Genomic DNA, 24888 nt, shown 5'->3' with positions numbered 1-24888 from the left:
CGCTCACCATTTGCCGTCAGCAGGCTTCTTCGGCTGCGTGGCCGCGGACAGCATCTGCAGGGCGTCAGTCCGGTTGGCCTTCTTTGCGAAATCGGCCGCCGTCATGCCTTGCTCGTTTTTCATCAGCGGGTCGGCGCCCTCGTCGAGCAGCAGTTTGACCGCCGCAGCCGAGCCATACATCGAAGCCATCATCAGCGGCGTGGTGCCATTCGGCGACTGCGCATTGATGAAGGCATCCTTGTCCAGCAGCAGCTTCATGATTTCGACGTGCCCGTTGGTCGCTGCGTAGTGCAGAGGCGTCCAACCAGGCTTGTTGATGTCCGCGTCTCGCTCGATCAGCTTCATGACCACATCTTGTTGGCCCTTGATAGCGGCCAGCATCAAAGGGCTTTCGTCCTTTGAATTGCGTGCTTCGACGTCGGTCTTGGGCCACTCCAGCAGCACCTGGATCACCTTGGGTGAAGGCTCGCGCATCGCGATCAAAAGGCCGGTCTGACCGTGCTCGTCACGCGTGTTCGGATCGAAACCCCTGTTCAGCAAGCTCTTGACACCGCCTGCGTTGTCAGAGCGGACGGCTCTGAAAAAATCGCTGAACGAATCAGCATGAGAAGAAAAAGATATAGCAATGACAATGAGATAGATGAGATTCTTGAAGTATTTCTTCATGTTTTTACCCCGGCAAACAGGGTCTCGAAGTTGTCGCTGGTGGCCTTGGCAATAGCCTCGACAGGCAGCTTGCGCAGTTCAGCGATTTGTTGCGCCACATAGGGCACATACGAGGGGTTGTTGGTCTTGCCGCGGTACGGCACGGGCGCGAGATACGGGCTGTCGGTTTCGATCAGCATGCGGTCGAGCGGCACGAAGGCCGCCACGTCCCGCAGGTCCTGCGCCTTCTTGAAGGTCAGGATGCCCGAGAAGGAAATGTAGAAGCCGAGGTCGAGCGCAGCACGAGCCACTTCTGCGGTTTCGGTAAAGCAATGGAAGACACCGCCCGCGGCCTTGGCGCCGCCATCCTCGCCCTCTTCCTTCAGGATGGCCAAAGTGTCCGCCGACGCTTCGCGTGTGTGGATGATGAGTGGCTTGCGCGTCTGCTGGGCAGCGCGAATGTGCACGCGGAACCGGTCGCGCTGCCATTCGAGATCGGCAATGCTGCGGCCGCCCTTGCGCTCTTCCATCTGGTAATAGTCGAGTCCGGTTTCGCCGATGGCGACGACTTTCGGCAGCGCCGATCGCCGCACGAGATCCTCGACCGTGGGCTCGGCGATGTCTTCGTTGTCCGGATGGACGCCTACGGAGGCCCAGAAGTTGTCATAACCGGCCGCGAGGGCCTGCACATCGTCGAATTCTTCGAGCGTGGTGCAGATGCAGAGCGCCCGATCGACCTGCGCGGCAGCCATGGCGGCGCGGATCTGCGGCATCTGGTCCGCGAATTCGGGAAAGGTGAGGTGGCAGTGGGAATCGGTAAACATCGCGGAATCGGAATGTTGAATTGCGGCGCGTGGGGCGCCGCGTACGGTCCGCTGTCCGCGTCGGGAAAGAGCGGGGCCCGGATCAGATGGTTTGGGTTGGCCGGTCGGATGCCATCGTGCCGCCGAGCGCCTCTTCGATGCGCAACTTCAACTGTCGCGACTTCTCATCCGACGGAAAACGGATGCCCACGCCCGGCGCCCGGTTTCCGGCGGCACGGGCCGGGGTGATCCACGCCACTTTGCCTGCAATCGGATAGCGCTGCGGATCGTCGGGCAGCGTGAGGAGCACATAGACGTCGTCGCCGAGCCGGTATTCCCGCGACGTCGGAATGAAGATCCCGCCTTCAGCGAACAAGGGAATGTAGGCCGCGTAGAGCGCCCCTTTTTCCTTGATGGCGAGCTGGATGACGCTGGGCCTGACAGGCGCGGACGGGGCGGGTGTGGCTGGTGTGTTCATGGGCGGCGGCGTGCCGAGTTTAGGGTGGTTCGCGCCTCGCTCACAAGCGCCTCGATCATGAGTCCCGCATTGAAAGGATGTTCTGCGGTTTTTGCCGCATTCGCGAGCGACCTCGACCAGCGGGCCAAAGCCATCCGCGACGGCAGCAGCGGCAAGTCTGCCGCGTCGAAAAACCGCGGTGCGGCACCACTGTCCGCAGCCATCAGGTCATGGCAGAGTTTTTGGAGCGCCCCAATGGCTTGCGCCGGTGCGCGGTCGGCCAGGGCGCTGACATCTCCGCGCGACATGGCCTTCGGCAACATCCCCCAGGCCTGGGGCGACTGCCCCTGGCTCGCCAGTCGCAAGGCATCGCTCGGGCGGCCGCCTGCAGCGCGCAGTAACGCGACGGCGTCGCCCGCGGGTATGCCCTGCTCGACCAGCCAGTCCCGCGCCTCGCCCTCTTCCGGCCACGGCAGCGTGAAGCCGAGGCAGCGGCTGCGGATGGTCGGCAGCAGCTGCCAGGCCGCCTCGCTCGCGAGCACGAAGCGCACATCGCCGACAGGCTCTTCCAGGGTTTTCAGCAGCGCGTTGGCGGTGATGGTGTTCATGCGCTCGGCCGGATACACGAACACGACCTTTCCGCGGCCCCGCGCACTCGTGCGCTGCGCAAAGCCGACGGCATCGCGCATGGCTTCGACGCGAATCTCGCGGCTTGGCTTTCGCTTCTTGTCGTCGATGTCGGACTGCGCCTTTTCATCGAGCGGCCAGCCGAGTTCCTGCATGGCGACCTCGGGCATGAGCATGCACAGGTCGGCGTGCGTTCGAACCTGAATGGCGTGGCAGCTTGGGCAATGGCCGCAGGCGCCGCGTCCGTGCGTTTCGTCCGGGTTCTCGCACAGCCATGCGGCAGCCAGCGCGAGGCCCAGTTCATATTGGCCGAGGCCCGACGGACCTTGCAGCAGCCACGCATGTCCGCGTTGGCGCAGCAGTTCGGCCAAGGGTTTGCGCAACCAGGGAGACAGGGTGTCCGCGTTCAAGGCGCACTTTCGATCGGTGGGCTGACAAGACCACGCCGTGCCAGTTCCTGCTCGATCTGCTGCCACACGCGTTCACGGGGTTGCGCGGCATCGATGCGGGCGAAGCGCGGCGCACGCTCTGCGCGTTCGGCGTAGCCAGCCGCCACACGGCGAAAGAACTCGACCGGCTGCGACTCGAACTTGTCCGGCACGCGTGCTCCGGCCAGGCGCTCGGCGGCGGCTTCAGGCGCCAGGTCGAACCACAGCGTGATGTCGGGCTGAAGCAGCGCGCCGTCTAGGGACGCGGGCTGCGACTGCACCCATTCTTCAAGGACTGAAAGCACGAGCGGATCGAACCCGCGCCCGGCCCCCTGGTAGGCGAATGTCGCATCGGTGAAGCGGTCGCAAAGCACCACGTCGCCTCGCGCCAGAGCCGGCACGATGACTCGCACGACATGGTCGCGCCGCGCCGCGAACACCAGCAGCGTTTCGGTCAGCGCATCCATCGGCTGATCGAGGATCTGCGTGCGCAGCGTTTCGGCCAATGGGGTGCCGCCGGGCTCGCGCGTGCGAGTGACCTGCCGCCCCTGCGCCTTGAAGAGCGCTTCGAGCGCATCGATGTGGCTCGATTTGCCGGCACCGTCGATGCCTTCGAGTGTGAGGAAAAGCCCCTTCATTGACCACTCCGCTGGTTCGGATCGGTAGCGCCGCGCTGATAGCGGTTCACCGCCCTGTTGTGCTCATCGAGTGAGCCGCTGAACTGGCTGGTTCCGTCCCCGCGAGAAACGAAATACAGCGACTTGCTCTGCGCCGGCTGTACCGCGGCAAGCAAAGCAGCCTTGCCCGGCATTGCGATCGGGGTCGGCGGCAGGCCGTTGTGCGTGTAGGTGTTCCACGGGGTGTCCGTCTGCAAATCCTTCTTGCGCAGATTGCCGTCGAAGCGCGTGCCCATGCCATAGATGACGGTGGGATCGGTCTGCAGCGGCATTCCGATGCGCAGCCGGTTGTGAAAGACCGCGGCAACCTCGGCGCGGTCCTGGGCCTTGCCTGTCTCCTTTTCGACAATGCTGGCGAGGATCAGCGCCTCATCGGGCGTTTTGACGGAGATATTCGGTGAACGAGCGGCCCACGCGGCGTCGAGCTTCTTGTCCATCGCGCGCATGGCCCTCTGGAGCAACGCGAAGTCCGTCGATCCTTTGGAATAGGTGTAGGTGTCAGGGAAGAAGCGCCCCTCCGGGTGCATCCCCGCCCTGCCGAGGCGCGCCATGATTTCCTCGTCGGATTGACCCAGCGTGTCGGGCTTCAACTGGTCCGCCTTTGCCAATGCAGCGCGTACCTGACGGAAGTTCCAGCCTTCGACGAGCACAAGGCTTCGCGTTGCCTCTTCGCCGCGCACGAGCACGCTGAGCAGCGTTCGGGGCGTGATGCCCCGGTCCAATTCGTAGCTGCCGGCGCGCATTTGCCGGTCTTGACCGGAAAAGCGAAACCACAAATAGAGCAGTTGGGGCGGTACGTCGACGCCCGTATCGACGACGGCTTGGGCGATGCCCTTGGGCGTGGTGCCAGGCTCGATCGACAGATCGACGCTCGGCGCCGGCAAACGCAGCGGCTGATTGAGCCACCAAAGCCCCGCCGCGCCGAGACCCAGCGCGACAAAGGATGCCAGCAGAAAAATGGTGAGAAAGAAGCGACGCACGGATTCCGACGAAGGAAGCGATCAGACAGAAATAAGAGGAAGCCCTGCGGACCGAACGGAACGGAGCCGGCCATGATAATTCAGCGATGACCTCAGTCGTTTTGAATGGCGCCACCGCCCTTTCTCACCTTGGTGTGATCCGCGCCGAGGGCCCCGATGCCGCCAGCTTCCTGCATGGCCAGCTCACCCAGGACTTCGCCTTGCTCGATGCCTCGGAGGCGCGTCTTGCGGCACTTTGCACGGCCAAGGGCCGCGCCATCGCGAGCTTCATCGGCATCCGGCCGCAACCCGAGCGCGTCCTGCTGATATGCAGCCGCGACATCCTCGCCGCGACGCTCAAGCGGCTGTCGATGTTCGTGCTGCGCGCCAAGGCAAAGCTGACGGACGCGACCGGCGACTACGCGCTTTACGGCCTTGCCGGCACCGCCTTGACCGCGAACGGCGTGGATCCGGCCGGGCTTCCGGGACGGTCCGTTGCCGTCGGCGAGGCGCATGCCGTCACCCTCTACCCGTCCGATGGCGTTCCGCGCGCGCTGTGGATCGCGCCGGCCGGCCAGGCCGCGCCTCAAGGTGCGGTGCTCGATCCCGCGCTCTGGCAGTGGAGCGAAGTGCGAAGCGGCATCGTGACCCTCACCGCGCCCGTGGTCGAAGCGTTCGTGCCGCAGATGATCAACTATGAGTCGGTCGGCGGCGTGAACTTCAAGAAGGGATGCTATCCGGGGCAGGAAGTGGTGGCGCGCAGCCAGTTTCGCGGCACATTGAAGCGGCGCACTTATCTCGTGCAGGCCAGCGACGAGATTGCTGCCGGCCAGGAAGTCTTCGCCGCCAGCGACGCGGAGCAACCCGTCGGCACTGTGGCGCAGGCCGCGCCCGCGCCAGATGGCGGGTGGGCCGGGCTGATCTCGATCCAGATCGCCGCCATCGACGCCGGCGGCCTGCATGCACGCTCGGCCGAGGGGCCGGCGCTTACCGTCGAGCCGCTGCCCTATCCGCTGGTCGAAGACATTTAGCGCCTTGCCCCGGCCGCCGCATTACCACAGCCGGCCCTTCTGCCGAACCCCTCGCGACAGAAAAAAACTTCAGCCCCGGAAGCAACTGCCCGTTCGATGAGCATCGCAGTGGAAGCCAAGCGGGATGCGGCTCCGGAAAGATGCTCAGGGGGTTATCCACAGAGTCATGCACCGGCTGCGGGGAAAAGAAAGTCTTGACTTTCAGTTTTTGGTGCAGTGCACAAAGCGCTTTCCTCATTGGGAGAAGCACGCTTTTCGTGCGCAGCGCCGATGCGGCGCAGCACGCCACCTTGGTGCGTGCTGCGTTCTCTTTTCCACAATGCTGCAGGAGCGATAACTCACTTGCGGGGCCTCGTGCGCCACTCGGTTCAGGCAAGCTTGAGCAGTTCAGCAGCAAGCTCCTCGGGCATGTCGACCATGACGTCGTGGCTGACCGGCATCTTCACCAGCCGCCAGCCGGGCGCCTTCTCCGTCTTGGCCGCGAAATAGCGGAAAGGACTCGGGTCCCAGTTGTCCGCGAGGATGTACAGGCGCTCCTTGATCGTGTCGATGCCGCCCGTGAGCAGCAGCGGCATCTCGAAAGTCGCGAGCGCCTGCGGGCGGCAGAGCCGGTCGACGCGAGCGCGGTTTGCGGGGGCAATATTGAACATTTCGGCAGGAATCGGCTGCATCAGTCCGCTGTGGTGCTGCAAAGCGGTGCCGCGGAAGGACCCCAGAAACAGCCCCGCAACCTCGGGCGCCAATGCCTTGCTCAGAAGGCCGGTCAAGGAGTCGCCATGCTCGGGCACGAAGGCATCGAGGTAGACGAGAGATCGGATCTTCTCGCTCATGCGGTCCGCCACACCCGTGATGACCATGCCGCCATATGAGTGGCCGACGAGGATGACGTCGCTCAACTCTTCCCACTCGATGCAGCCGCAAACGTCGCGGATGTGAGTCTCCAGCGTGATGTTTTCCGCTGACTGGTGCGTCCGCTCACCGACGCCGGTGTGCGTGGGCGTGAAGACCGCGTGTCCGGCCGCGCGAAGTGCATCCGCCGTTTGCCGGTAGCACCAACCGCCGTGCCAGGCGCCGTGGACGAGAACAAAGTTGGCCATCGCTGTGTCTCCGGGTAGATGAGGAGCGGCCATCTTGAGCGGCGCCCGCGGCGCGGGCCATCGGGTAATCCCGGCGAGTCACAGCGAATCGCAGCGAATTGCAGCGAACCGGGCGAGGCTCAGAGCTTGCGTCGCATCTCGATGTGCGCGATGCCGGCCTCTTCGAAGGGCTCTCCCGACGGCGCATAGCCCAGGCGCACGTAGAAGCCTTCCGCACTGTGCTGCGCATGCAGGGCCACCTCACGTTCACCTCGCGCTGCCGCGGCGGCTTCGAGCGCGCGCAGCACGGCCTCACCGTGTCCGGCGCCCCGAAGCGTGCGGTGCACCGCCATGCGGCCGATGCGGCCTACGCCGGGTGACTCCGACACGAGGCGCCCGGTCGCGATTGTCTGGCCGAGCCGATTGCGCGCTACGGCGTGCACCGCGCTGGCGTCGTGCTCATCCCATTCGAGCTCCTTCGGAATGCGCTGCTCCTCGATGAAGACTTCGCGCCGGACCTTGCCCGCGCCCTCCCCGACCGCATCCCAGTTGCCGGTTGCAACCTCGCGCATCGGCTCGCCCGCCTCGAAGCCCATGAGAATTTCGCGCAGCAGGGGCGGCACCGGCTTCGAAGTCTGCGTGGCAGGGTCGGCATAGACATAGACCAACTCGCAAGTCACCAGCAGTTCGTCGCCCCGGAAGAGCCCGCCGGCGAACAGGATTGACGAATTGCCCACGCGAACGCACTTCATGCCGACGTCGAGCAGATCGTCCACGCGCGCCGAGGCGTTGAACTCGACCGTCGCCTTGCGCACGTAGAGGTCGCCGCCAAGCGACTGCATCGCCTCTTCATAGGGCAAGGCCATCGCGCGCCAATAGTCGGCAATGGCGGTGTCGAAGTACATCAGGTAGTGCGCGTTGAAAACGATTTTCTGCATGTCCACCTCGGCCCAGCGAACGCGCAGGCGGTGGAAGAAACGAAAGTCGGATTTCTTGAGGTGTTCAGCTTGGGTCATGGTTGCAAGGCTTCTTTGAGGGCGCGCGCTGCGTCGGCATGCGCCTGCAGCGCTTCGGGGATGGCGCGGCCCATCTTGACGAATTCGTGGATGACGCCGCGATAGATTTCCAGGTCGACGGGCACACCGGCTGCGCGCAGTTTGTCGGCGTAGGCAACGCCTTCATCGACGACCGGATCGTATTCGGCCAGACCGATCCACGCAGGCGCCACGCCTTCGACGTCTTCGGCGTTCAGCGGTGCGAAGCGCCAGTCGTCGCGATCGGCGGGCGAATTGACGTACTGGCTGAAGAAATAGCTGATGAGTGCCTCGCCCAACAACGGGCCTTGAGCGTATTTCTTGTGCGACGGCGTGTCCTGATGCGCGGCCGTGCCGGGGTAGAAAAGCAATTGCAGTGCGAGCGGGATCCCCGCGTCGCGCGCAAGAATGGCGCACACCGCCGCCAGCGTGCCGCCTGCGCTGTCGCCGCCGACCGCGATGCGAGCGCCGTCGAGACCCCACTGCACCGCGTTGTTTGCGAGATGCGCGAGCGCGTCCCACGCGTCGTTCGATGCAATCGGAAACTTGTGTTCCGGCGCCAGGCGGTAGTCGACCGAAACGACGGCGCAGCCGCTTTTCTGGCTCAACACGCGGCACAAGGTGTCATGCGTGGCAATGCTGCCGACGGTGAAACCGCCGCCATGAAAGAACAGCAGCACCGGCAATACCGCGTCCGACGGCGCATACAGGCGTGCCGGCAAGGCATAGCCGTCGCGTGCGGGCATGGTGAAATCGTCGACGCGCGCAAGCTGCGGCTTGGGTACTTCGAGCACGCCAGCGCCTTTTTCGTAGACGGCCTTGGCCTCCGCCGGTATCAAGGCGTGCAGCGGCGGCCGGCCGGCACGCGCCATGCGGTCGACCACGCTGGCCATCTTGGGAGTGAGCGCAATCATCCGGTCAATGCCCGCCGACTGTCCCGGTCGCGTCAAGCGCAAGGGTTTTTTGAGTGTGCAAGGTGCGATGTGCTTGATAGATTCGAGGGCTCGCATCGTACCGTCCGCACTGTCCGCACCGCCTGCACTACACCGAAGTCCCATGGCCCTCATCCAGTACCTCACCCAGATCCAGTTCGAATTCGGCGCCGTCCGCCTGCTTCGCAGCGAATGCGAGCGCATCGGCATCCAACGCCCGCTGGTGGTGACCGACGCCGGCGTGCGCGCGGCCGGCATCCTACAGAAGGCGCTCGATGCGCTCGGCGACTTGCCTGCCACCGTGTTCGACCAGACGCCTTCCAACCCGACGGAAGCCGCGGTGCGCGCCGCCGCGGCGCAATATCGCGCCCACAACTGCGATGGCTTGATCGCTGTCGGAGGCGGTTCCGCCATCGATTGCGCGAAGGGCGTCGCCATCGCCGCCACGCATGAAGGCCCGCTCAAGACCTACGCCACCATCGAAGGCGGCTCGGCCAGGATCACCGATCGCGTTGCGCCGCTGATCGCCATCCCCACGACCAGCGGCACCGGCAGCGAAGTGGCGCGCGGCGCCATCGTGATCGTCGACGATCACCGCAAGCTGGGCTTCCACAGCTGGTTCCTGATGCCGAAGGCGGCCATCTGCGACCCCGAACTCACGCTGGGGCTGCCGCCAAGGCTGACCGCCGCCACGGGCATGGACGCCATCGCGCACTGCATGGAGACTTTCATGTCGGCCGCCTTCAATCCGCCGGCAGACGGGATTGCGCTCGACGGGCTCGAGCGCGCCTGGGGCCATATCGAACGGGCCACCAAGGACGGCAGCGATCGCGAAGCGCGCCTGAACCTGATGAGCGCGTCGATGCAAGGCGCCATGGCCTTCCAGAAGGGCCTGGGCTGCGTGCATTCGCTGAGCCACAGCCTCGGCGGTATCGACCCGCGCCTGCACCATGGAACGCTGAACGCCCTCTTCCTCCCCGCAGTGATCCACTTCAATGCCGGCGCCGATTCGGTGCAGAAGGACCAGCGCCTGCTTCGGATGGCGCAGGCCATGCACCTGGATTCAGCCGGCGACCTGGGCGAGGCGATCCGCGACATGTGCGGGCGGCTCGAACTGCCCAAAGGGCTGGCCGAAGTCGGGGTGACCCCCGCGATCTTCGAGCAGGTGATCGACGGCGCCATGGCGGACCACTGCCACAAGACCAACCCGCGGCTCGCCACGCGAGAGGACTATCGGCAGATGCTGGAAGAGTCGATGTAGAGCACCCACGGCCGTGTGGCGCTAGCATGCGGCCATGGCACACGACCACCACCCCGATCACACGCACGATCACACGCATGATCACGACGGCGACCACAGCGAATTGGGCGAGATGGACCTTCGGGTGCGCGCGCTCGAGTCCGTGCTCACGCAAAAGGGCTACATCGATCCCAATGCGCTCGATGTGCTCATCGACACCTACAAGACCCGGATTGGCCCGCGCAACGGCGCCCGTGTCGTCGCAAAAGCCTGGAGCGATCCAGCCTTCCACGACTGGCTGCTGAAAGACGCCACCGCCGCGATCGCCTCGCTCGGCTACACGGGGCGGCAAGGCGAGCACATGGTCGCGGTGGCCAATACGGACGACCGTCATCACATGGTGGTTTGCACGCTGTGCAGTTGCTATCCATGGCCCGTGCTCGGTCTGCCGCCGACCTGGTACAAGAGCGCGCCCTATCGATCGCGTGCGGTCAAGGATCCTCGTGGCGTGCTGTCGGAGTTCGGTGTCCATCTGCCCGGGTCGACGACCATCCGCGTATGGGATTCGACCGCCGAGGTGCGCTATCTCGTGGTTCCGCAACGCCCCCGGGGCACCGAGGGCTGGAGCGAAGAGGCATTGGCCGAACTGGTGACGCGAGACTCGATGATCGGCACTGGCTTGGCGCGCACGCCGGAGGCCGCACGATGACCTACATCAGTCACGCAGACATCGGCGGCCGCAACATGCCGGGTGCGATCGTGCCCGAACCCGAGGGCGAAATCTTCCATGCGGACTGGGAAGCGCGCGTGCTGGCGCTGACGCTGGCCATGGGCGGCACGGGATCATGGAACATCGACGCGAGCCGCAGCGCTCGCGAAACGCTGCCGAACTACGCCCGGATGAGCTACTACCAGATATGGCTGGAAGCGCTCGAAAAGCTCATGGCCGAGCGGTCGCAGGTATTGCCTGACGAACTCTCCAGTGGGCGCGTGCTGCATCCTCCCCAACCGGTCAAACGCGTGCTGCAGGCCGCCGATGTCCCGGCCGCGCTGGCGCGAGGCACATCGGCGGAGCGCCCCGCCAGTGCGCCTGCGCGCTTCTCCATCGGCCAACGGGTTCGGACGCGCGCCGGCCATGTCGAGCATCACACCCGCTTGCCCGGCTATGCGCAGGGCAAGGTCGGCACCATCGAACATCTGCACGGCATGCATGTCTTCGCGGATGCGCACGCGCAAGGTCTGGGCGAGCAGCCGCAATGGCTCTACACCGTGGTCTTCAATGGACACACGCTCTGGGGCCCGAAGGCGGCACCCGGGCTCAGCGTTTCCGTGGATGCATGGGAAAGCTATCTAGATCCAGAGGCCGCCGAATGAACACGGCAGCGCAGCTATTGCCGGGAATGCCGACGAAGGATGGCATCGAGCCGGTGTTCCGCGAACCGTGGGAGGCGCACGCCTTTGCGATGGCAGTGTCGCTCCATCAGCGCGGCCTGTTCACCTGGCCCGAGTGGGCCGATGTGCTGGCAAGCCAGATCAGCGCCGCTCAGGCCGCTGGCGATGCAGACATGGGCGACACCTACTACCACCACTGGCTCGCGGCGCTGGAGACATTGGTAGCGAGCAAGGGCGCGAGTTCGCCGGGCGAACTGGCGCGCTACCGCGACGCATGGGACCACGCCGCCGACCGCACGCCGCACGGTGAGCCGATCGAATTGCGCGAACAGGATTTCGGCTAGCCGACGGATCAGGGTTTCTTGCCGCCGAAAGCCAGCAGCACGCCCCCGAGCACGATGGCACCCACGCCAACCCAGATCGGGAATTCGACTTCCTGCTTTTCCTTCACCGACAACTGGAGCGGGCCGAGCTTGAGTTGATGGGTTTCCCGGGTGAAGCTGAACCGGTCTATGCCGAGCGCGGCGATGCCCGCAACGATCAGGATCAATCCGACGATTCGGGTCACTGTCATGGGGTGTGTCTCCGGTGTTCCGGCACTTTAGCTCCGTCGCGCGGCCCCGCCTATCCAAGCGAAAGCGGCACAACCTAAAGCGGCAGAACCTCGCCTGCGCTGTCCGCGTGCAGCCACTCGGCAAGCTCATCCGCCAGCCGCTGCGATTCCTTGGCCGCAGTGCTCCAGGCTTCGATTCGGCCGGCCGCATCATTGCCGTAGCGCACGAAATCGTTGCGATCCGGCAACTTTCCGTTCGGCAGCGACCGGACCCATTCAGGTGCGGGCGCAAGCACCACCGTGCGATCGAGAAAGCCGGTGGCCTTGTGGCGCCACTTGAGTCCCTTGTCGAGCCAGCCCGGAACCACCGCCTTCTGGAAATGCGGATACAACACCACGCCATCCGCGTTCGCGTAGTTCAGATGCAGGTGGTAATCGGTGATGCCGCCATCCCAATAAGCGCCGGGCGGCGCACCCGGAATGTCGTGCACTGCTTCGAGCATGAACGGGATCGAGCACGAGGCCTGCAGCGCCAATTCGAAGTTGTCTTCGATCAGGTCGACCTGGCGCGTGCGGAAATCCTGCGTTGCAAAAGGCAGCTTGGCGCCCGGCGTGGAGAACACCACGCGCTCCAGCCATGCGCCCAGGCTCTTGCGTCGCACGCTGTTGGTGATGAATGCGCCCAGGTACCCGACAGGGGTGCGCGCGGGCCCCTCCCGGCCAAGGATGTGCCGTCCTCGTGAAGTGATCACGTGCAGGCTGTAGCGCGAGTGGCCCAGCACCTCGTGGGCGCGACCGCCATAGAAGCCGCGCAGACCCTCGCCGAAGAGCGCGCTGATCTGCTTGGCGCTCAATCGCTTTTCGCCCTCGGGCACTTCGAAATGCTGATGGATGTAGCCGTGCTCGAACTGCTCGAACGCTGTCTTCGCATCGGTGAGGCATGCATTGGCGAGCCTCCAGGCGCCGATCGACGCCCCGACCAGATCGATCGGCTGCGTGGACTTCGAGAGCCAATCGCCGAAAAGGAAACGATCGATGGGCCCCAGGACGAGGCCCTTGGGTCCGCCCGCCGCGCCGGGAATGGTTCGCACATCCTTCGCCCGCAGTCCGTGCGCCGTGATGTGTTCGCGGGCGGCCGGTCCTGCATAGATGCGAAGCGCTTTCATGATCCGTGCACTGGCAAGAATCGTGCGCCCGCAAGCATTGGCGACATGAGGCCTACTTGCGAAGGCCTTGCAGCTTGGCAAAGGCCGACGCCATCTGCCCCGCCGGCTGCGGCGAGTTGTCGCGGCGCGGACCTTGTTGCCCTCGCCCAGCGCCTTCAAACCGGTTTTCGCGCGGACCATCGCGCCGCGCAGGCGCCGCATCGAGCTTCATCGACAGCCCGATGCGCTTGCGGGCCACGTCAACTTCCATCACCTTGACTTTGACGATGTCGCCGGTCTTCACGACCTCGCGCGCGTCGTTCACGAACTTGTGCGAAAGCTGGCTGACGTGCACAAGCCCATCCTGGTGCACACCCAGGTCCACGAAGGCACCAAACTGCGCCACGTTGCTCACGGTGCCTTCGAGCACCATGCCTTCGACCAGATCCTTGATGTCCTCGACGCCGTCATTGAAGCGCGCCACCTTGAAGTCCGGGCGCGGGTCGCGGCCTGGCTTCTCGAGTTCGCCGAGGATGTCCTTGACCGTGATGACGCCGAATTTCTCGTTCGCGAAAAGCTCCGGCTTGAGCGTCTTCAGCATCTCCGCGCGGCCCATCAATTCGGCCACAGGCTTGCCTGTCTTCTCGATCATCTTCTCGACCACCGCATAGGTTTCCGGATGCACGCCGGTCATGTCCAGCGGATTCGCGCCGCCGCGAATGCGCAGGAAGCCCGCGCTTTGTTCGAAGGTCTTGGCGCCAAAGCCACTCACGTCCAGCAGTTGCTGACGGCTCGCGAATGCGCCGTTGGCCTCGCGCCAGCGCACCACTGCCTTGGCGACGCTCCCTGACAGGCCGGACACACGCGACAGCAGAGGCACGCTGGCGGTGTTCAGGTCGACGCCGACGGAGTTCACGCAATCTTCGACGACCGCGTGCAGCGTGCGCGCGAGTTCGCTCTGGTTCACATCGTGCTGGTACTGGCCCACACCGATGGACTTGGGATCGATCTTCACCAGTTCGGCCAAGGGGTCTTGCAAGCGCCGCGCGATGCTGGCCGCGCCGCGCAGGCTCACGTCGACGTCCGGCATTTCCTGCGACGCGAATTCGCTCGCCGAATAGACCGAGGCGCCGGCTTCGCTCACCACCACCTTTTCGACGTTCTGCGGCTCGACGCCGGCTTGTGCACTCATCTTCGCGAGCAGCTTGATGAGATCGGCGGCGAGCTTGTCGGTTTCGCGGCTTGCGGTGCCGTTGCCGATGGCGATGAGATTGACGCTGTGCTTGGCACACAGTTTGCCCAGCGTATGCAGCGAGCCTTCCCAGTCCTTGCGCGGCTCGTGCGGAAACACTGTCGCCGTCTCCACGAGCTTGCCGGTGGCGTCGACCACCGCGACCTTGACGCCGGTGCGGATGCCCGGATCGAGCCCCATCACCACGCGCTGGCCGGCCGGCGCGGCGAGCAGCAGGTCGCGCAGGTTGTCGGCAAAGACCTTGATGGCCACCTTTTCGGCTTCTTCACGCAGCCGGGTGAACAGGTCGCGCTCGGTCGACAGCGCGAGCTTGACGCGCCAGGTCCACGCAACGCACTTGCGAATCAGGTCATCGGCCGGACGGCCCGCATGGCTCCAGCCCAGATGCAGCGCGATCTTGCCTTCCGCAATCGAAGGCTTGCCCGGCTCGGGCTCGACCGGCAGCACGAGCTTTGCGTCCAGGATTTCTTGTGTGCGTCCGCGGAACACCGCGAGCGCACGGTGTGACGGCACGCGGCCGATCGGCTCGTCGTAGTCGAAGTAATCGCGAAACTTGGCGATGTCCGCGTTGTTCTCGTCCTTGCCCGCCATCAGGCTCGACTTGAAGAGACCTTCGGACCAGAGCCACTCGCGCAGGCGTTGCACAAGCACCGCATCTTCGGCCCAGCGCTCGGACAGGATGTCTCGGACCCCATCGAGCACCAGTTGCACCGTCGAGAAATCGAGGCCGTCGGCGGCCGGCTTCACGAATGCAGCGGCCTCTTCTGCCGGATTCAAGGCCGGATCGGCAAAGAGCTTGTCCGCCAGCGGCTCGATGCCTGCTTCGCGCGCCATCTGCCCCTTGGTGCGGCGCTTGGGCTTGAAGGGAAGATACAGATCTTCGAGCTCCTGCTTGGTCGGTACGGCATCGATCGCGGCGCGCAATTCGGGCGTGAGCTTGCCCTGTTCGTCGATGCTCTTCAACACCGCGGCACGTCGGTCTTCGAGTTCGCGCAGATAGGAAAGGCGCACCTCCAGTTCACGCAGCTGGATGTCGTCGAGGCCGTCCGTGGCCTCCTTGCGGTAGCGCGCGATGAAAGGCACGGTGGCGCCACCGTCGAGCAGGTCGACGGCAGCCTTCACCTGGTGCTCACCAACCTTGATCTCGGCCGCGAGCTGGCGAATGATCTTTTGCATGTCTGAAGAACGTCCCCGAGTCCGGCACCGCCATCGGGCGCCTTGCGAATAAAGGGCAGAAGTTTACGCGCTGGCAGAGGGTCCGAAAGGCGTGGGCGGGCTCTCAGTAGTTGTTGTTCGGCGGCAGGTGCGCGGCCAAAATGGTCCGCAATGCGCTTCCTCAAAAATCTCCCGCAGACGCTCCTCATCATCGTGCTCGTGCCGGTGCTGCTGTTCGAGGAATGGGGCTGGGATCCGCTCGCAAGGCTTGTGGCGCAGTTCGCTCGGCTGCCGATCTGGGCGCGCGCGGAAAACTCGGTGCGGCGATTGCCGCCATGGGGTGCGGTGCTGGTTTTCTTTTCGCCGATGCTGCTGCTGTTCCCGGTCAAGCTGCTGGGCTTGTTCCTGCTGGCCGAGGGGCACGCCAAGAGTGCGCTGCTTCTGCTGCTTGCCGCCAAGGTAACGGGGACCGCGATCCTGGCTCGGCTGTTTCAGTTGGTCGAACCGGCGCTGATGCGCATTCCTTGGTTCGCGCGCTGGTATCCGCGCTGGAAGACATGGAAGGACAACCTGCTTTCGCTCGTGCGGCAAAGCGCGCCTTGGCGGGCGGGCCGGCGCGTGAGGAACGACACGCGCCGCTGGTGGCGCAACGTGCGGCGCGCGCCCTGACTTGTAAAGTTTCATCCGGGTAGATTGCAGGATCTTTTTTGCCCGGGTATTATTCGCGCCCATGAAATCATCCGCTTCCGAATCTCCCCCTGAATCCCATCTGACGGCTTTTGCGGGATTCCGGTGCGTCGCTTCCGGCCCGCGCTCGCAGGTCATTGCCCAGTTGCGCAAACAGAACAAGCGCGCAGACTCGACGCCGCCCTTTGTTTTCGATGACGCCACGGGCGAACGCCTGGACCTCGATCTGCGCGACGAAGCCGTGGTTGGTTCACAAACGTCCTCGGCAGACGAGCAGTCCGCACGCAGCGTCGGCCGGCCAAAGCTCGGCGTGGTGGCACGCGAAGTCACGCTGTTGCCGCGCCATTGGGACTGGCTCGCGCGCCAACCCGGCGGAGCCTCGGTGGCCCTGCGCCGTCTCGTGGACGAGGCGCGCCACGTCCACGCCGATCGCGATGCGACGCGCGCCGCGCGCGAAGCCACCTATCGATTCATGACCGCCATCGCAGGCGACCTGCCCGGCTTCGAGGAAGCCACCCGCGCGCTCTTTGCGGGCGAGCGCGAGCGATTCGACGAGCTCATCGACCCCTGGCCCGGCGATTTGCGAACGCACCTGAACAAACTCGCCGCCGCGGCATGGAGCGCCCCATGAAGCCGCCGATCCAGACCGCCGGAACCACTGCCATGGATGCGGACGACATCCAGCATGCCGGCGAAATCGCCGCGCCGCCCGCGTCGGTGTCCGATCCGGTGCCGCCGCCGATCGCATCGCATGCCAACCCACGGGCGGCCGCCATGGCGTCGCGCCCGCTGTGGAAGACTTTCCTGATCTTTCTTGCGCCGATGTTGTTGAGCAACATCCTGCAATCTCTGTCGGGTACGCTGAACAACGTCTATCTCGGACAGATGATCGGCGTCGGCGCGCTCGCGGCGGTGTCGGGCTTCTTTCCGGTGATGTTCTTCTTCATTGCCTTCACCATCGGCCTCGGCGCCGGCGCGTCCGTGCTCATCGGCCAAGCCTGGGGCGCGCGCGAGCCCGACAAGGCTCGGGCCGTGGCTGGCACGACGCTCACCGTGGGCGTGCTGTTCGGCCTTTGCGTGGCCCTGTTCGGCGGCGCGTTCACCGAGCCGATGCTGCGCCTGCTGGGCACGCCGCCCGACATCCTCGCCGACGCCACCAGCTACGCGCGAATCATCCTGATCGCGATGCCCGGGCTCTTCGTGTTCCTGCTGTCGACCGCCATGCTGCGCGGCGTGGGCGACACGGTGACGCCGCTCTATACGCTGATGATCTCGACCTTGCTCGGCCTGGTGATCACCCCCGCGCTCATCCGCGGCTGGTTCGGTCTGCCCCAGCTTGGCGTGGCGAGCGGCGCGTGTGCCACGGTGATCTCGTTCGTGGTCGCGACGGCATGGCTCGCTTTTCACTTGCGGCGCAAGAAGAGTCCGCTTGCGCCCGATGCCGACTTCATGCGTCACCTGCGCGTGCGGCCTGCGCTGCTCAAGGCTGTGCTCAAGGTCGGCGTGCCGACGGGAGTGCAGATGATCGTCGTGTCGCTGGCCGAGATCGCCCTGCTTTCCTTCGTCAATTCGTACGGCTCGCATGCAACGGCGGCCTATGGTGCGGTGAACCAGGTGGTGGCGTACGTGCAGTTTCCGGCGATATCGATCGCGATCACTGCGTCCATCCTCGGCGCGCAAGCTATCGGCGCGGGGCAGGTCAATCGCCTCGGAGCCATCACGCGTACGGCGCTGCAGATGAATCTCGTGCTCACGGGATCGCTGGTGGTGCTCGGCTATCTGTTCTCGCGCCCGCTGATGGGCTTCTTCATCACCAGCGAACCGGTGATCGAGGTGGCGCAGACGCTGCTGCACATCATGCTTTGGAGCACGGTGATCTTCGGCATGGGCTCCGCGCTGTCGGGGATCATGCGGGCAAGCGGCTCGGTGCTTGTGCCGACGAGCATCTCGATCTTCTGCATCGCGCTGATCGAGGTTCCGGTGGCATGGTGGATGAGCCATCGATTCGGCCTCAACGGCATCTGGATCGCATATCCGGCCGCCTTCACGGCGATGCTGACGATGCAGGCTTGCTACTACCGCTTCGTATGGCGCAAGAAGACGATTCGCCGGTTGATCTGAACGCCGGGGACGCGCCACCTCGCGCGGCCCTCCCCGTCCTGTACTCGTTCCGCCGCTGCCCCTATGCCATGCGTGCGCGCATGGCCATCGCGGCAAGCGGCCAAACGTGCGAGCTGCGCGAAGTGGTACTGCGCGACAAGCCTTCCGAGTTGCTCGCGGCTTCGCCCAAGGGAACGGTGCCGGTGCTGGTCGATGTGGATGGCCGTGTCATCGACCAAAGCCTGGACATCATGCTCTGGGCCTTGCGGCGAAACGATCCGCAAGGATGGTTGCCGGAAAGCGCAGAGGCGCTCGAGGCCACGCTGAGTCTCATCGCCGAATGCGACGGCGATTTCAAGCGGCATCTGGATGGCTACAAGTATCCGCAGCGGCAGCCGGGCGGCGATGCCGAGACGCACCGCATGCAAGGCACTGCTTTTCTAATGCGGCTCGATGTGCGCTTGCAGACGTCGCGCTGCCTGCATGGCGAGCAACCCGGCTTGGCGGACATCGCGATCGCACCTTTCGTGCGTCAGTTCGCGCAAGTCGATCTGGCGTGGTTCGACGCACAGCCCTGGCCGCCTCTGCGCGAGTGGCTTGCGGCACGGTTGAACGCGCCGATCTTTGCGCGGGTGATGCAAAAGTATCCGCAGTGGCGCGCCGGCGAGCCCGGCATCCGCTTTCCGGCAAGCGCCTGAGCTCTCGCGTCGAGGCGCGGCTCAGGAGAAGGTCGGCCCCGGCGCCGGACCCCACGCAGGATCGCTGCCGAAGCTCCCCGCGAGACGGGTCAACAGCTTCGATCGCGTCGCGGCGATGCTCTTGTCGTCGTCCGTGCGAAAGCGCAGTTCGAGTTGCGCGGTGGTGCCGTCGATGCGGGTCAGTACGCAGGAGCCCACCGCATCGGGCCCGAGTGTGTCGGTCGCAACCGCAAGCGCCCGCGAGCAGGCCGCGTCGATGTCCGCATCGCGGCCGATTCCGATCTCAACCTTCATCGGAAAATGCGGGGTGTTGGCCGTCAGGTTGATCGTCACTTGGCTCGCGGCGACGCTGTTCGGAAGCACCACCATCCGTCCGTCCCAAGTCCTCAGCGTGGTGTAGCCCAGCGAGATGATCTCCACCTCGCCGACCTCGGTGCCGCTCGGCGCGGTGACCTGCAGCGTGTCACCCAGACGAAACGGGCGGTAGATGGTGATGGCGACGCCCGCCACCAGGTTTCCCAGCGTGCTTTGTGCGGCCAGGCCGATGACGACGGAAGCCACGCTGGCACCGGCCAGCAGCGCAGTGCCCATGGCCCGCAGCGCAGGAATGAGATGCGCATACAGGATCAGTGCCAGCACCCAGATCAGCGCAGTTGCCAATTGCTGCACGAAGTTGATCGTGGTGCGGTCGATGTATTCGCGCCGCGTCATCGCCTTGTGCACGGCCAGCGTCAGTCCGCGCGACAGGATCGACGCGCCCACCATGAACAGAACAAGATAGATCAAGGCCCCGACCAGCGTGTCGGGGCCCAGGAAGGAAAGCAGGTCGATTCCCCCCACTGTCAGCGCGTGCATGTCTTTCGCCTCTGGCTTTGCGTGAATGTGGCCTCGCAGTCTAGACACGCGCCGCGGCGAGCCGCGTAGGACCTCGCCGATGCGAATGTGGAGGGTCTCCGGTCTGCTCCGGCAGGGTTTCTGTGGGTCGGATACATCGACGACCGGTGATACGCTGCACCGCGATCCAAACAACCACAGAGACACATGCGCAAGCCAAGATCCCTCTCGACTGCACGAAAGACATTGCTCGCCCTCGCCGCGCTGGGGGCGCTCACAGGCATCGCGCGGGCCGACGTGCTCGACGACGTGAAGGCGCATGGCGTCGTCAAGTGCGGCGTCACGCTGGCCGCGCCGGGTTTCTCGGCCGAAGACAACGCCGGCAAGCGCGAAGGCTTCGACGTCGACCTGTGCAAGGCCATCGCCGCCGCGACGCTGGGCGACGACACGAAGATCCAGCTCGTGCCGATGGACCTCAAGACGGCCTTTGCCGGACTGCCCACCGGTGCTGTCGACGTGCTCACGCACCGCTTTACATGGACGCAAAGCCGCGACGTGAGTGGCCTCAAGTTCCCGAAGGTGATGTTCTTCGACGGCCAGGGCTTTGCCGTCACGACCAAGTCCAAGGCCAGCAAGATCGCCGACCTGAACAACGCCACGATCTGCACGGCGCAGGGCAGCACGTCGGAACTCATCGTGGCGGACTACTTCCGCGCGCACAAGCTCAAGTACAAGATCGTGACCTTCGCCTCGCAGGAGCAGGCGTGGGACGCTTTCGTCGGCAAGCGCTGCGACGCGGCCATCAACGACCGCTCGGGCCTGGCGGCGCGGCTCGCCAAGCTGCCGAATCGCGATGAGTTCAAGGTGCTGGCCGAGACCGTTTCCAACGAGCCCATCGGGCCGATCGTGGCGCAAGGACAGCCGCGGTGGGAAGCCCTCGTGCGCTTCACCATGAATGCGCTGGTGGCGGCGGAAGAACTCGGCATCACGCAAGCCAACGTCGACGAGCAGCGCAACTCGCAAAGCCCGGACGTTCAGCGCCTTCTGGGCACGACGGGCGACTTCGGCGTCAAGCTCGGCGTGAACCCGGACTGGGCCTACAAGGCGATCAAGGCCGTGGGCAACTACGGTGACGTGTGGGATCGCAACGTCGGCCCGAAAACCGCCCTGCGCCTTGACCGTGGCCGCAATGCACTGGTCGCCAACGGCGGCCTGATGATGGCGATTCCAGTCCGTTGAAGAGACAAGCTCGCAAGATGTCCCGCGCCGTTCTCATCGAACGGCTGCCGGGGTATGTCCTGCAGCTTTCGTTGCTGGCCGTGATCGGATGGCTGGCGTGGCGCGGCGTCTCGAACTTCCTCACCAATGCGCACACGCTCGGCGTCTCGATCGGCTGGGGCTTCCTGCGCACCGAAGCGGGCTTCGAGATTGCGCAGGCGCTCGTCCCGTTCGGGCCGGCATCGACCTACGGCCACGCCATCCTGGTGGCGACGCTCAACACGCTGCTGGTCGTGACGCTGGCCATCGTGTTCAGCACGGTCATCGCACTCTTCATTGCATTCGGACGGCTCAGCACGCATCCGCTGGTGCGCGGGACTTCGACAACTTACGTCGAGGTGTTTCGCAACATCCCGATGCTGCTGCAGATCTTCTTCTGGTACTTCTCGGCGATTGCGCTGCTGCCGGACGTGGGCGAGAGCCTGCACCTCGGCCCTGCATTGCTGAACAACCGCGGACTGTTCCTGCCGCACCTGATGATGTCGGGCGCGAACGGGTTGAGCTGGGACATGCCCGTGGTGGAGGGCTTCAACGTCAGCGGCGGCTTTGCGCTCTTGCCCGAACTCATCGCGCTGACGCTGGGCCTGTCGATCTACAACAGCACTTTTCTTGCGGAAATCTTTCGTGCGGGCATCCTGTCGGTCCCGCGCGGGCAATCGGAGGCCGCTGCCACGGTGGGACTGAGCGGCGCGCGTGCCGCCTTGCTGGTGGTTCTGCCGCAAGCGTTGCGCGTGGCACTGCCTCCGGCTGCCGGGCAATACCAGACGCTCGCGAAGGCATCGTCGCTCGCCGCCGCCATCGGCTATCCGGACGTCATGCAGATCGTCGGCGGAACGGTGCTGAGCCAGACCGGCCAAGCGCTCGAGGCAATGGCGCTGGTGGTCCTTCTGTATGCGGCCATCAATCTCGCCATTGCCTTTCTGGTGAACCTGGCAAACCGCCGCTTGATGAAACGCCATGCACGTTGACACGAGCCGCTATGTGCGTGGCGCACTGATCGCCGCGCGGCCGCTTCCGGCGGCCACGACGACCGCGCTCATGCGATGGCGCAGGATCTGGTTTCCGGGGCCGGCCATGGGATTGATCTCGCTGCTGTTGCTATTGGGGGTCATCCTCATGGCATGGCGCTTTCTTGACTGGGCCGTGGTGAATGCCCATTGGACAGGCACTTCGAGCGACGCTTGCCCCGACAGCCGCGGCGCCTGCTGGGCCTTCGTGACTGCGCGATGGAAGCCCTGGCTGGTGGGCGACTATCCGTCGGACCAGCTTTGGCGCGCGTGGGCCTGCTTCGCAGGGTTCGCTTTGTTCTGGACCTGGGTGATCCGTCGCGCGCGCGGTGCCAGCCTGCAGCGCGTGTTGATCGGCTTCGTGTTGCTGCCGGTGATCTTCTTCTTGCTGTTGCTCGGCGGCGGCGTTCTGCCCTTCGTGCCGCCGACGCGCTGGGGCGGCCTGCTGCTCACTTTGGTCGTGACGCTCGCCACCTTTGCCACTGCCCTGCCAATGGGGCTCGCGCTCGCGCTCGGCCGCCGCTCCCGATTGCCCGTGGTTCGATGGCTCTGTGCGGCGTTCGTCGAATCCATGCGCTCAGTGCCCTTGCTGGTCGTGCTGTTCATCGCGGCGACATTGCTGCCGATGTTCTTGCCCAGAGGCCTGGACGTCGATCTTTTCTCGCGCGCCCTCGCCGCTTTCGCGCTGTTCAATGCAGCGATGGCGGCGGAAGTCTTTCGCGGCGGGCTGCAATCGATCGGACGCGGGCAGTTCGAAGCAGCGACGACCGTGGGTCTCAGCGACTTCATGGCGTTGCGCCTCATCGTGCTGCCCCAGGCGGTGACGGCGGTGGTGCCGGCGCTGGTCAACATCATGATTGCGATCATCAAGGAGACCACGCTTCTGTCGGTGATCGGCGTCAACGATCTGCTCGGCGCGGTCGAGACCGGTGCCAAGTCACCCGGTTGGGTGGGCGACGCCAACATCCTGACTTCGGGCCATGTCTTTCTCGCGCTCGCCTATCTTGCCGTCTGCTGGGGCCTCTCGCGCTACAGCCAACGCCTCGAAGGCTCGCGCTGACAGCGATTGAATCCTCGATGACGAACATGCCACCCGCGCCTTCCAGAGCCTCCAGCGAAGCAACCGCCACCGCCATGGTGAGGATGACGGGCATCAACAAGTGGTACGGCGACTACCACGCGCTGCGCGACATCGACCTGCAAGTGATGGCCGGCGAACGCATCGTGATCTGCGGCCCATCGGGCTCGGGTAAGTCGACGCTGGTGCGCACCATCAACCTGCTGGAGCCGTTCCAGGAAGGGCATCTGCATGTTTGCGGTGTCGAGGTCGGCGCCGACGAGATCACGCGCAGCGCGCGGCTTGCCGTGAACCGGCGCGTGGGGATGGTGTTCCAGCAGTTCAATCTCTTCCCGCACATGACCGCCCTCCAGAATCTCACGGTCGGCCCTGTGTGGGGCATGGGTGTCAGCCGCAAGGAGGCGCATGCGCGCGCCATGCACTACCTTGAACGCGTCGGTCTGCGCGACCATGCGCACAAGCATCCGGCACAGCTCTCCGGCGGGCAGCAGCAGCGCGTTGCCATTGCACGCACGCTGTGCACGAAGCCTCAGGTGGTGCTCTTCGACGAGCCCACCGCTTCACTCGACCCCGAGATGGTGAACGAAGTCTTGCAAACCATGGAGGGCCTGGCGAGTGAAGGCATGACGATGCTGATCGTCACGCACGAGATGGGCTTCGCGCGCCGCGTCGCCGACCGCCTGATCTTCATGGACCAAGGCCAGATCATCGAGACCGCACCGCCCAACGATTTTTTCGACCGACCACAAAGCCCGCGCCTGCGGGCCTTCCTGAACACTGGAGATACAAGACCATGACAGTCATCGACGTTCACACCCACATGTTCACCACCCGGTGGCTCGAACTGCTCAAGAAAGAGGGCGGGATCTACAACATCAAGATGCGGCCCGATGGCCAGCAGGAGATCTTCCGAGGCGACACCCCGGTCGTGCTTCCGCAGCGCGGGCACTTCGACTATGACCTGCGCATCAAGCACATGGATGCGGCAGGCATCGACGTGTCGGTGGTGTCGCTCACCTGCCCCAATGTCTATTGGGGCAACGAAGAGATCAGCTGCCGGGCAGCGGTGGAGTCGAACGACACGATGGCCGAGGCGCAGACCACGTACCCCGATCGCATCCGCTGGTTCACGTCGCTGCCTTGGGAATATCCACAGCGTGCCATCGAAGAGCTGCAGCGCACTTGCGACAACCGCACGGCCGGCGCCGTCGGCGTCATGGTTCTGGCGAACATCGCGGGCCGAAGCCTGACCGATCCGCTCTTCGCACCCATATGGGCCGAGATCGACAAGCGTGGCCTGCCGGTGCTCGTGCACCCGACGGACCCGCCCGGCGTCGACATGATGGACATGACCAAGTTCGACCTGAGCTGGTCGGTAGGCTTCATGTTCGACACCACGCTGGCGATCACGCGCATGATCTTCGAAGGCTTCTTCGACCAGTATCCCAATCTGAAGATCATCGCTTCGCACGGTGGCGGCACCCTGCCCTACCTCGTCGGCCGCTTCGAGAAGGGCGACGAGGTCGAGATCCCAAGCCGTCGCCAGATGAAGCGCAAACCGACCGACTACCTGCGCCACATCTACTACGACAGCATCACCTACAACCTGGGCGCGCTGCAGTACCTGATCTCGGTGGTCGGCGCCGAACACGTGATGTTCGGTACCGATTGGCCGCATCAGGTGCACGACACCAAGGGCGCATTCGCCAACACGGCAAGGCTGCCGGCCGAGCAGACCGCCGCGGTGCGCTCGGGCAACGCGCAGCGTATCTTCAAGCTCGGCTGAGGGTCCCTGCGCGC

The 24888-nt window shown here is 64.8% G+C and carries 27 protein-coding genes; 14 read left to right on the top strand and 13 right to left on the bottom strand.

Annotation, left to right across the window (positions count from 1 at the left end; all coding sequences use genetic code 11):
* Positions 1-3: 3 nt before the first annotated feature.
* The 6 genes from AC1DSF_RS12790 to mltG all read right to left on the bottom strand — a co-directional run bounded on the left by AC1DSF_RS12790 (position 4) and on the right by mltG (position 4617).
* Positions 4-666, bottom strand: coding sequence for an ankyrin repeat domain-containing protein (locus AC1DSF_RS12790; protein WP_478123246.1), 663 nt, complete (start codon positions 664-666; stop codon positions 4-6).
* Positions 663-1469 carry a TatD family hydrolase gene (locus AC1DSF_RS12785; protein ID WP_478123245.1) on the bottom strand — a complete coding sequence of 269 codons (807 nt, stop codon included), beginning with the start codon at positions 1467-1469 and terminating at the stop codon, positions 663-665. The genes AC1DSF_RS12790 and AC1DSF_RS12785 overlap by 4 nt, the downstream gene beginning before the upstream one ends.
* Before the next feature lie 82 nt (positions 1470-1551).
* The gene (locus AC1DSF_RS12780; protein WP_478123244.1) at positions 1552-1926 is read right to left on the bottom strand and encodes a PilZ domain-containing protein; all 375 of its coding nucleotides are present in this window, start codon (positions 1924-1926) and stop codon (positions 1552-1554) included.
* Complete coding sequence (locus tag AC1DSF_RS12775) at positions 1923-2942, bottom strand: DNA polymerase III subunit delta' (protein WP_478123243.1); 1020 nt, start codon at positions 2940-2942, stop codon at positions 1923-1925. The genes AC1DSF_RS12780 and AC1DSF_RS12775 overlap by 4 nt, the downstream gene beginning before the upstream one ends.
* Positions 2939-3598, bottom strand: coding sequence for a dTMP kinase (gene tmk, locus AC1DSF_RS12770; RefSeq protein ID WP_478123242.1), 660 nt, complete (start codon positions 3596-3598; stop codon positions 2939-2941). The genes AC1DSF_RS12775 and tmk overlap by 4 nt, the downstream gene beginning before the upstream one ends.
* Entirely contained in the window at positions 3595-4617 is a 1023-nt protein-coding gene (gene mltG / locus AC1DSF_RS12765; RefSeq protein ID WP_478123241.1) for an endolytic transglycosylase MltG, read from the bottom strand. The genes tmk and mltG overlap by 4 nt, the downstream gene beginning before the upstream one ends.
* Before the next feature lie 86 nt (positions 4618-4703).
* On the opposite strand from mltG, the gene ygfZ reads away from it, so the two are divergent.
* Positions 4704-5627 carry a CAF17-like 4Fe-4S cluster assembly/insertion protein YgfZ gene (ygfZ, locus tag AC1DSF_RS12760; RefSeq protein ID WP_478123240.1) on the top strand — a complete coding sequence of 308 codons (924 nt, stop codon included), beginning with the start codon at positions 4704-4706 and terminating at the stop codon, positions 5625-5627.
* 368 nt (positions 5628-5995) lie between these two features.
* On the opposite strand, the gene AC1DSF_RS12755 is transcribed toward ygfZ, so the two are convergent.
* The 3 genes from AC1DSF_RS12755 to AC1DSF_RS12745 form a co-directional block, all read right to left on the bottom strand.
* The gene (locus tag AC1DSF_RS12755; RefSeq protein WP_478123239.1) at positions 5996-6724 is read right to left on the bottom strand and encodes an alpha/beta fold hydrolase; all 729 of its coding nucleotides are present in this window, start codon (positions 6722-6724) and stop codon (positions 5996-5998) included.
* 119 nt (positions 6725-6843) lie between these two features.
* The gene (locus tag AC1DSF_RS12750) at positions 6844-7719 is read right to left on the bottom strand and encodes a YbgC/FadM family acyl-CoA thioesterase (protein WP_478123238.1); all 876 of its coding nucleotides are present in this window, start codon (positions 7717-7719) and stop codon (positions 6844-6846) included.
* Positions 7716-8651 carry an alpha/beta hydrolase gene (locus AC1DSF_RS12745; RefSeq protein ID WP_478143019.1) on the bottom strand — a complete coding sequence of 312 codons (936 nt, stop codon included), beginning with the start codon at positions 8649-8651 and terminating at the stop codon, positions 7716-7718. The genes AC1DSF_RS12750 and AC1DSF_RS12745 overlap by 4 nt, the downstream gene beginning before the upstream one ends.
* Positions 8652-8793: 142 nt before the next feature.
* Here AC1DSF_RS12745 and AC1DSF_RS12740 point away from each other — a divergent pair, with 142 nt between their 5' ends.
* From AC1DSF_RS12740 to AC1DSF_RS12725, 4 genes are read left to right on the top strand one after another with little or no spacing between them, the layout of a single operon-like run.
* Positions 8794-9930 carry an iron-containing alcohol dehydrogenase gene (locus tag AC1DSF_RS12740; protein ID WP_478143020.1) on the top strand — a complete coding sequence of 379 codons (1137 nt, stop codon included), beginning with the start codon at positions 8794-8796 and terminating at the stop codon, positions 9928-9930.
* 34 nt (positions 9931-9964) lie between these two features.
* Positions 9965-10618: a nitrile hydratase subunit alpha gene (gene nthA / locus AC1DSF_RS12735; RefSeq protein ID WP_478182934.1), complete on the top strand. Its 654-nt coding sequence runs from the start codon at positions 9965-9967 to the stop codon at positions 10616-10618.
* Complete coding sequence (gene nthB, locus AC1DSF_RS12730; protein ID WP_478182933.1) at positions 10615-11283, top strand: nitrile hydratase subunit beta; 669 nt, start codon at positions 10615-10617, stop codon at positions 11281-11283. The genes nthA and nthB overlap by 4 nt, the downstream gene beginning before the upstream one ends.
* Positions 11280-11645: a nitrile hydratase accessory protein gene (locus AC1DSF_RS12725; protein WP_478123234.1), complete on the top strand. Its 366-nt coding sequence runs from the start codon at positions 11280-11282 to the stop codon at positions 11643-11645. The genes nthB and AC1DSF_RS12725 overlap by 4 nt, the downstream gene beginning before the upstream one ends.
* 8 nt (positions 11646-11653) lie before the next feature.
* Here AC1DSF_RS12725 and AC1DSF_RS12720 read toward each other — a convergent pair whose 3' ends face one another.
* The 3 genes from AC1DSF_RS12720 to AC1DSF_RS12710 form a co-directional block, all read right to left on the bottom strand.
* Positions 11654-11875, bottom strand: coding sequence for a hypothetical protein (locus tag AC1DSF_RS12720; RefSeq protein WP_478123233.1), 222 nt, complete (start codon positions 11873-11875; stop codon positions 11654-11656).
* 74 nt (positions 11876-11949) lie between these two features.
* Entirely contained in the window at positions 11950-13020 is a 1071-nt protein-coding gene (locus tag AC1DSF_RS12715; RefSeq protein WP_478182932.1) for a patatin-like phospholipase domain-containing protein, read from the bottom strand.
* A gap of 52 nt (positions 13021-13072) precedes the next feature.
* Entirely contained in the window at positions 13073-15427 is a 2355-nt protein-coding gene (locus AC1DSF_RS12710; protein ID WP_478182931.1) for a Tex family protein, read from the bottom strand.
* 150 nt (positions 15428-15577) lie between these two features.
* On the opposite strand from AC1DSF_RS12710, the gene AC1DSF_RS12705 reads away from it, so the two are divergent.
* From AC1DSF_RS12705 to AC1DSF_RS12690, 4 genes are all read left to right on the top strand, one after another.
* Positions 15578-16075 carry a hypothetical protein gene (locus AC1DSF_RS12705; protein WP_478123230.1) on the top strand — a complete coding sequence of 166 codons (498 nt, stop codon included), beginning with the start codon at positions 15578-15580 and terminating at the stop codon, positions 16073-16075.
* A gap of 61 nt (positions 16076-16136) precedes the next feature.
* The gene (locus AC1DSF_RS12700) at positions 16137-16724 is read left to right on the top strand and encodes a DUF2239 family protein (protein ID WP_478123229.1); all 588 of its coding nucleotides are present in this window, start codon (positions 16137-16139) and stop codon (positions 16722-16724) included.
* 143 nt (positions 16725-16867) lie between these two features.
* Positions 16868-18214, top strand: coding sequence for an MATE family efflux transporter (locus tag AC1DSF_RS12695; RefSeq protein WP_478123956.1), 1347 nt, complete (start codon positions 16868-16870; stop codon positions 18212-18214).
* Positions 18181-18891 (top strand): glutathione S-transferase, encoded by a 711-nt coding sequence (locus tag AC1DSF_RS12690; RefSeq protein ID WP_478123228.1) that lies wholly within the window; start codon positions 18181-18183, stop codon positions 18889-18891. The genes AC1DSF_RS12695 and AC1DSF_RS12690 overlap by 34 nt, the downstream gene beginning before the upstream one ends.
* Positions 18892-18912: 21 nt before the next feature.
* Here the strand turns inward: AC1DSF_RS12690 and AC1DSF_RS12685 are convergent, their stop codons facing one another.
* Positions 18913-19746, bottom strand: a complete 834-nt coding sequence (locus tag AC1DSF_RS12685; protein ID WP_478123227.1) for a mechanosensitive ion channel family protein — start codon at positions 19744-19746, stop codon at positions 18913-18915.
* Between the two features lie 186 nt (positions 19747-19932).
* On the opposite strand from AC1DSF_RS12685, the gene AC1DSF_RS12680 reads away from it, so the two are divergent.
* From AC1DSF_RS12680 to AC1DSF_RS12660, 5 genes are read left to right on the top strand one after another with little or no spacing between them, the layout of a single operon-like run.
* The gene (locus AC1DSF_RS12680) at positions 19933-20964 is read left to right on the top strand and encodes an amino acid ABC transporter substrate-binding protein (protein WP_478123226.1); all 1032 of its coding nucleotides are present in this window, start codon (positions 19933-19935) and stop codon (positions 20962-20964) included.
* Positions 20965-20981: 17 nt separating this feature from the next.
* Positions 20982-21971, top strand: coding sequence for an ABC transporter permease subunit (locus tag AC1DSF_RS12675; protein ID WP_478182930.1), 990 nt, complete (start codon positions 20982-20984; stop codon positions 21969-21971).
* Positions 21961-23070, top strand: coding sequence for an amino acid ABC transporter permease (locus AC1DSF_RS12670; RefSeq protein WP_478123224.1), 1110 nt, complete (start codon positions 21961-21963; stop codon positions 23068-23070). Before AC1DSF_RS12675 ends, AC1DSF_RS12670 begins: the two co-directional genes overlap by 11 nt.
* Positions 23071-23087: 17 nt before the next feature.
* Positions 23088-23885, top strand: a complete 798-nt coding sequence (locus AC1DSF_RS12665) for an amino acid ABC transporter ATP-binding protein (RefSeq protein WP_478123223.1) — start codon at positions 23088-23090, stop codon at positions 23883-23885.
* The gene (locus AC1DSF_RS12660; protein WP_478123222.1) at positions 23882-24874 is read left to right on the top strand and encodes an amidohydrolase family protein; all 993 of its coding nucleotides are present in this window, start codon (positions 23882-23884) and stop codon (positions 24872-24874) included. The genes AC1DSF_RS12665 and AC1DSF_RS12660 overlap by 4 nt, the downstream gene beginning before the upstream one ends.
* Positions 24875-24888: the final 14 nt, after the last annotated feature.

Source organism: Variovorax sp. 01N429 (genome assembly GCF_056399425.1).
This window is presented reverse-complemented; position numbering and strand designations above follow the sequence as displayed.

Coding starts and splice junctions, on each gene's coding strand:
- AC1DSF_RS12790 (WP_478123246.1), bottom strand. CDS start 666: ATGAAGAAATACTTCAAGAATCTCATCTATCTCATTGTCATTGCTATA.
- AC1DSF_RS12785 (WP_478123245.1), bottom strand. CDS start 1,469: ATGTTTACCGATTCCCACTGCCACCTCACCTTTCCCGAATTCGCGGAC.
- AC1DSF_RS12780 (WP_478123244.1), bottom strand. CDS start 1,926: ATGAACACACCAGCCACACCCGCCCCGTCCGCGCCTGTCAGGCCCAGC.
- tmk (WP_478123242.1), bottom strand. CDS start 3,598: ATGAAGGGGCTTTTCCTCACACTCGAAGGCATCGACGGTGCCGGCAAA.
- ygfZ (WP_478123240.1), top strand. CDS start 4,704: ATGACCTCAGTCGTTTTGAATGGCGCCACCGCCCTTTCTCACCTTGGT.
- AC1DSF_RS12755 (WP_478123239.1), bottom strand. CDS start 6,724: ATGGCCAACTTTGTTCTCGTCCACGGCGCCTGGCACGGCGGTTGGTGC.
- AC1DSF_RS12750 (WP_478123238.1), bottom strand. CDS start 7,719: ATGACCCAAGCTGAACACCTCAAGAAATCCGACTTTCGTTTCTTCCAC.
- AC1DSF_RS12745 (WP_478143019.1), bottom strand. CDS start 8,651: ATGATTGCGCTCACTCCCAAGATGGCCAGCGTGGTCGACCGCATGGCG.
- AC1DSF_RS12740 (WP_478143020.1), top strand. CDS start 8,794: ATGGCCCTCATCCAGTACCTCACCCAGATCCAGTTCGAATTCGGCGCC.
- nthA (WP_478182934.1), top strand. CDS start 9,965: ATGGCACACGACCACCACCCCGATCACACGCACGATCACACGCATGAT.
- nthB (WP_478182933.1), top strand. CDS start 10,615: ATGACCTACATCAGTCACGCAGACATCGGCGGCCGCAACATGCCGGGT.
- AC1DSF_RS12725 (WP_478123234.1), top strand. CDS start 11,280: ATGAACACGGCAGCGCAGCTATTGCCGGGAATGCCGACGAAGGATGGC.
- AC1DSF_RS12720 (WP_478123233.1), bottom strand. CDS start 11,875: ATGACAGTGACCCGAATCGTCGGATTGATCCTGATCGTTGCGGGCATC.
- AC1DSF_RS12715 (WP_478182932.1), bottom strand. CDS start 13,020: ATGAAAGCGCTTCGCATCTATGCAGGACCGGCCGCCCGCGAACACATC.
- AC1DSF_RS12710 (WP_478182931.1), bottom strand. CDS start 15,427: ATGCAAAAGATCATTCGCCAGCTCGCGGCCGAGATCAAGGTTGGTGAG.
- AC1DSF_RS12705 (WP_478123230.1), top strand. CDS start 15,578: ATGCGCTTCCTCAAAAATCTCCCGCAGACGCTCCTCATCATCGTGCTC.
- AC1DSF_RS12700 (WP_478123229.1), top strand. CDS start 16,137: ATGAAATCATCCGCTTCCGAATCTCCCCCTGAATCCCATCTGACGGCT.
- AC1DSF_RS12695 (WP_478123956.1), top strand. CDS start 16,868: ATGGCGTCGCGCCCGCTGTGGAAGACTTTCCTGATCTTTCTTGCGCCG.
- AC1DSF_RS12690 (WP_478123228.1), top strand. CDS start 18,181: ATGGCGCAAGAAGACGATTCGCCGGTTGATCTGAACGCCGGGGACGCG.
- AC1DSF_RS12685 (WP_478123227.1), bottom strand. CDS start 19,746: ATGCACGCGCTGACAGTGGGGGGAATCGACCTGCTTTCCTTCCTGGGC.
- AC1DSF_RS12680 (WP_478123226.1), top strand. CDS start 19,933: ATGCGCAAGCCAAGATCCCTCTCGACTGCACGAAAGACATTGCTCGCC.
- AC1DSF_RS12675 (WP_478182930.1), top strand. CDS start 20,982: ATGTCCCGCGCCGTTCTCATCGAACGGCTGCCGGGGTATGTCCTGCAG.
- AC1DSF_RS12670 (WP_478123224.1), top strand. CDS start 21,961: ATGCACGTTGACACGAGCCGCTATGTGCGTGGCGCACTGATCGCCGCG.
- AC1DSF_RS12665 (WP_478123223.1), top strand. CDS start 23,088: ATGACGAACATGCCACCCGCGCCTTCCAGAGCCTCCAGCGAAGCAACC.
- AC1DSF_RS12660 (WP_478123222.1), top strand. CDS start 23,882: ATGACAGTCATCGACGTTCACACCCACATGTTCACCACCCGGTGGCTC.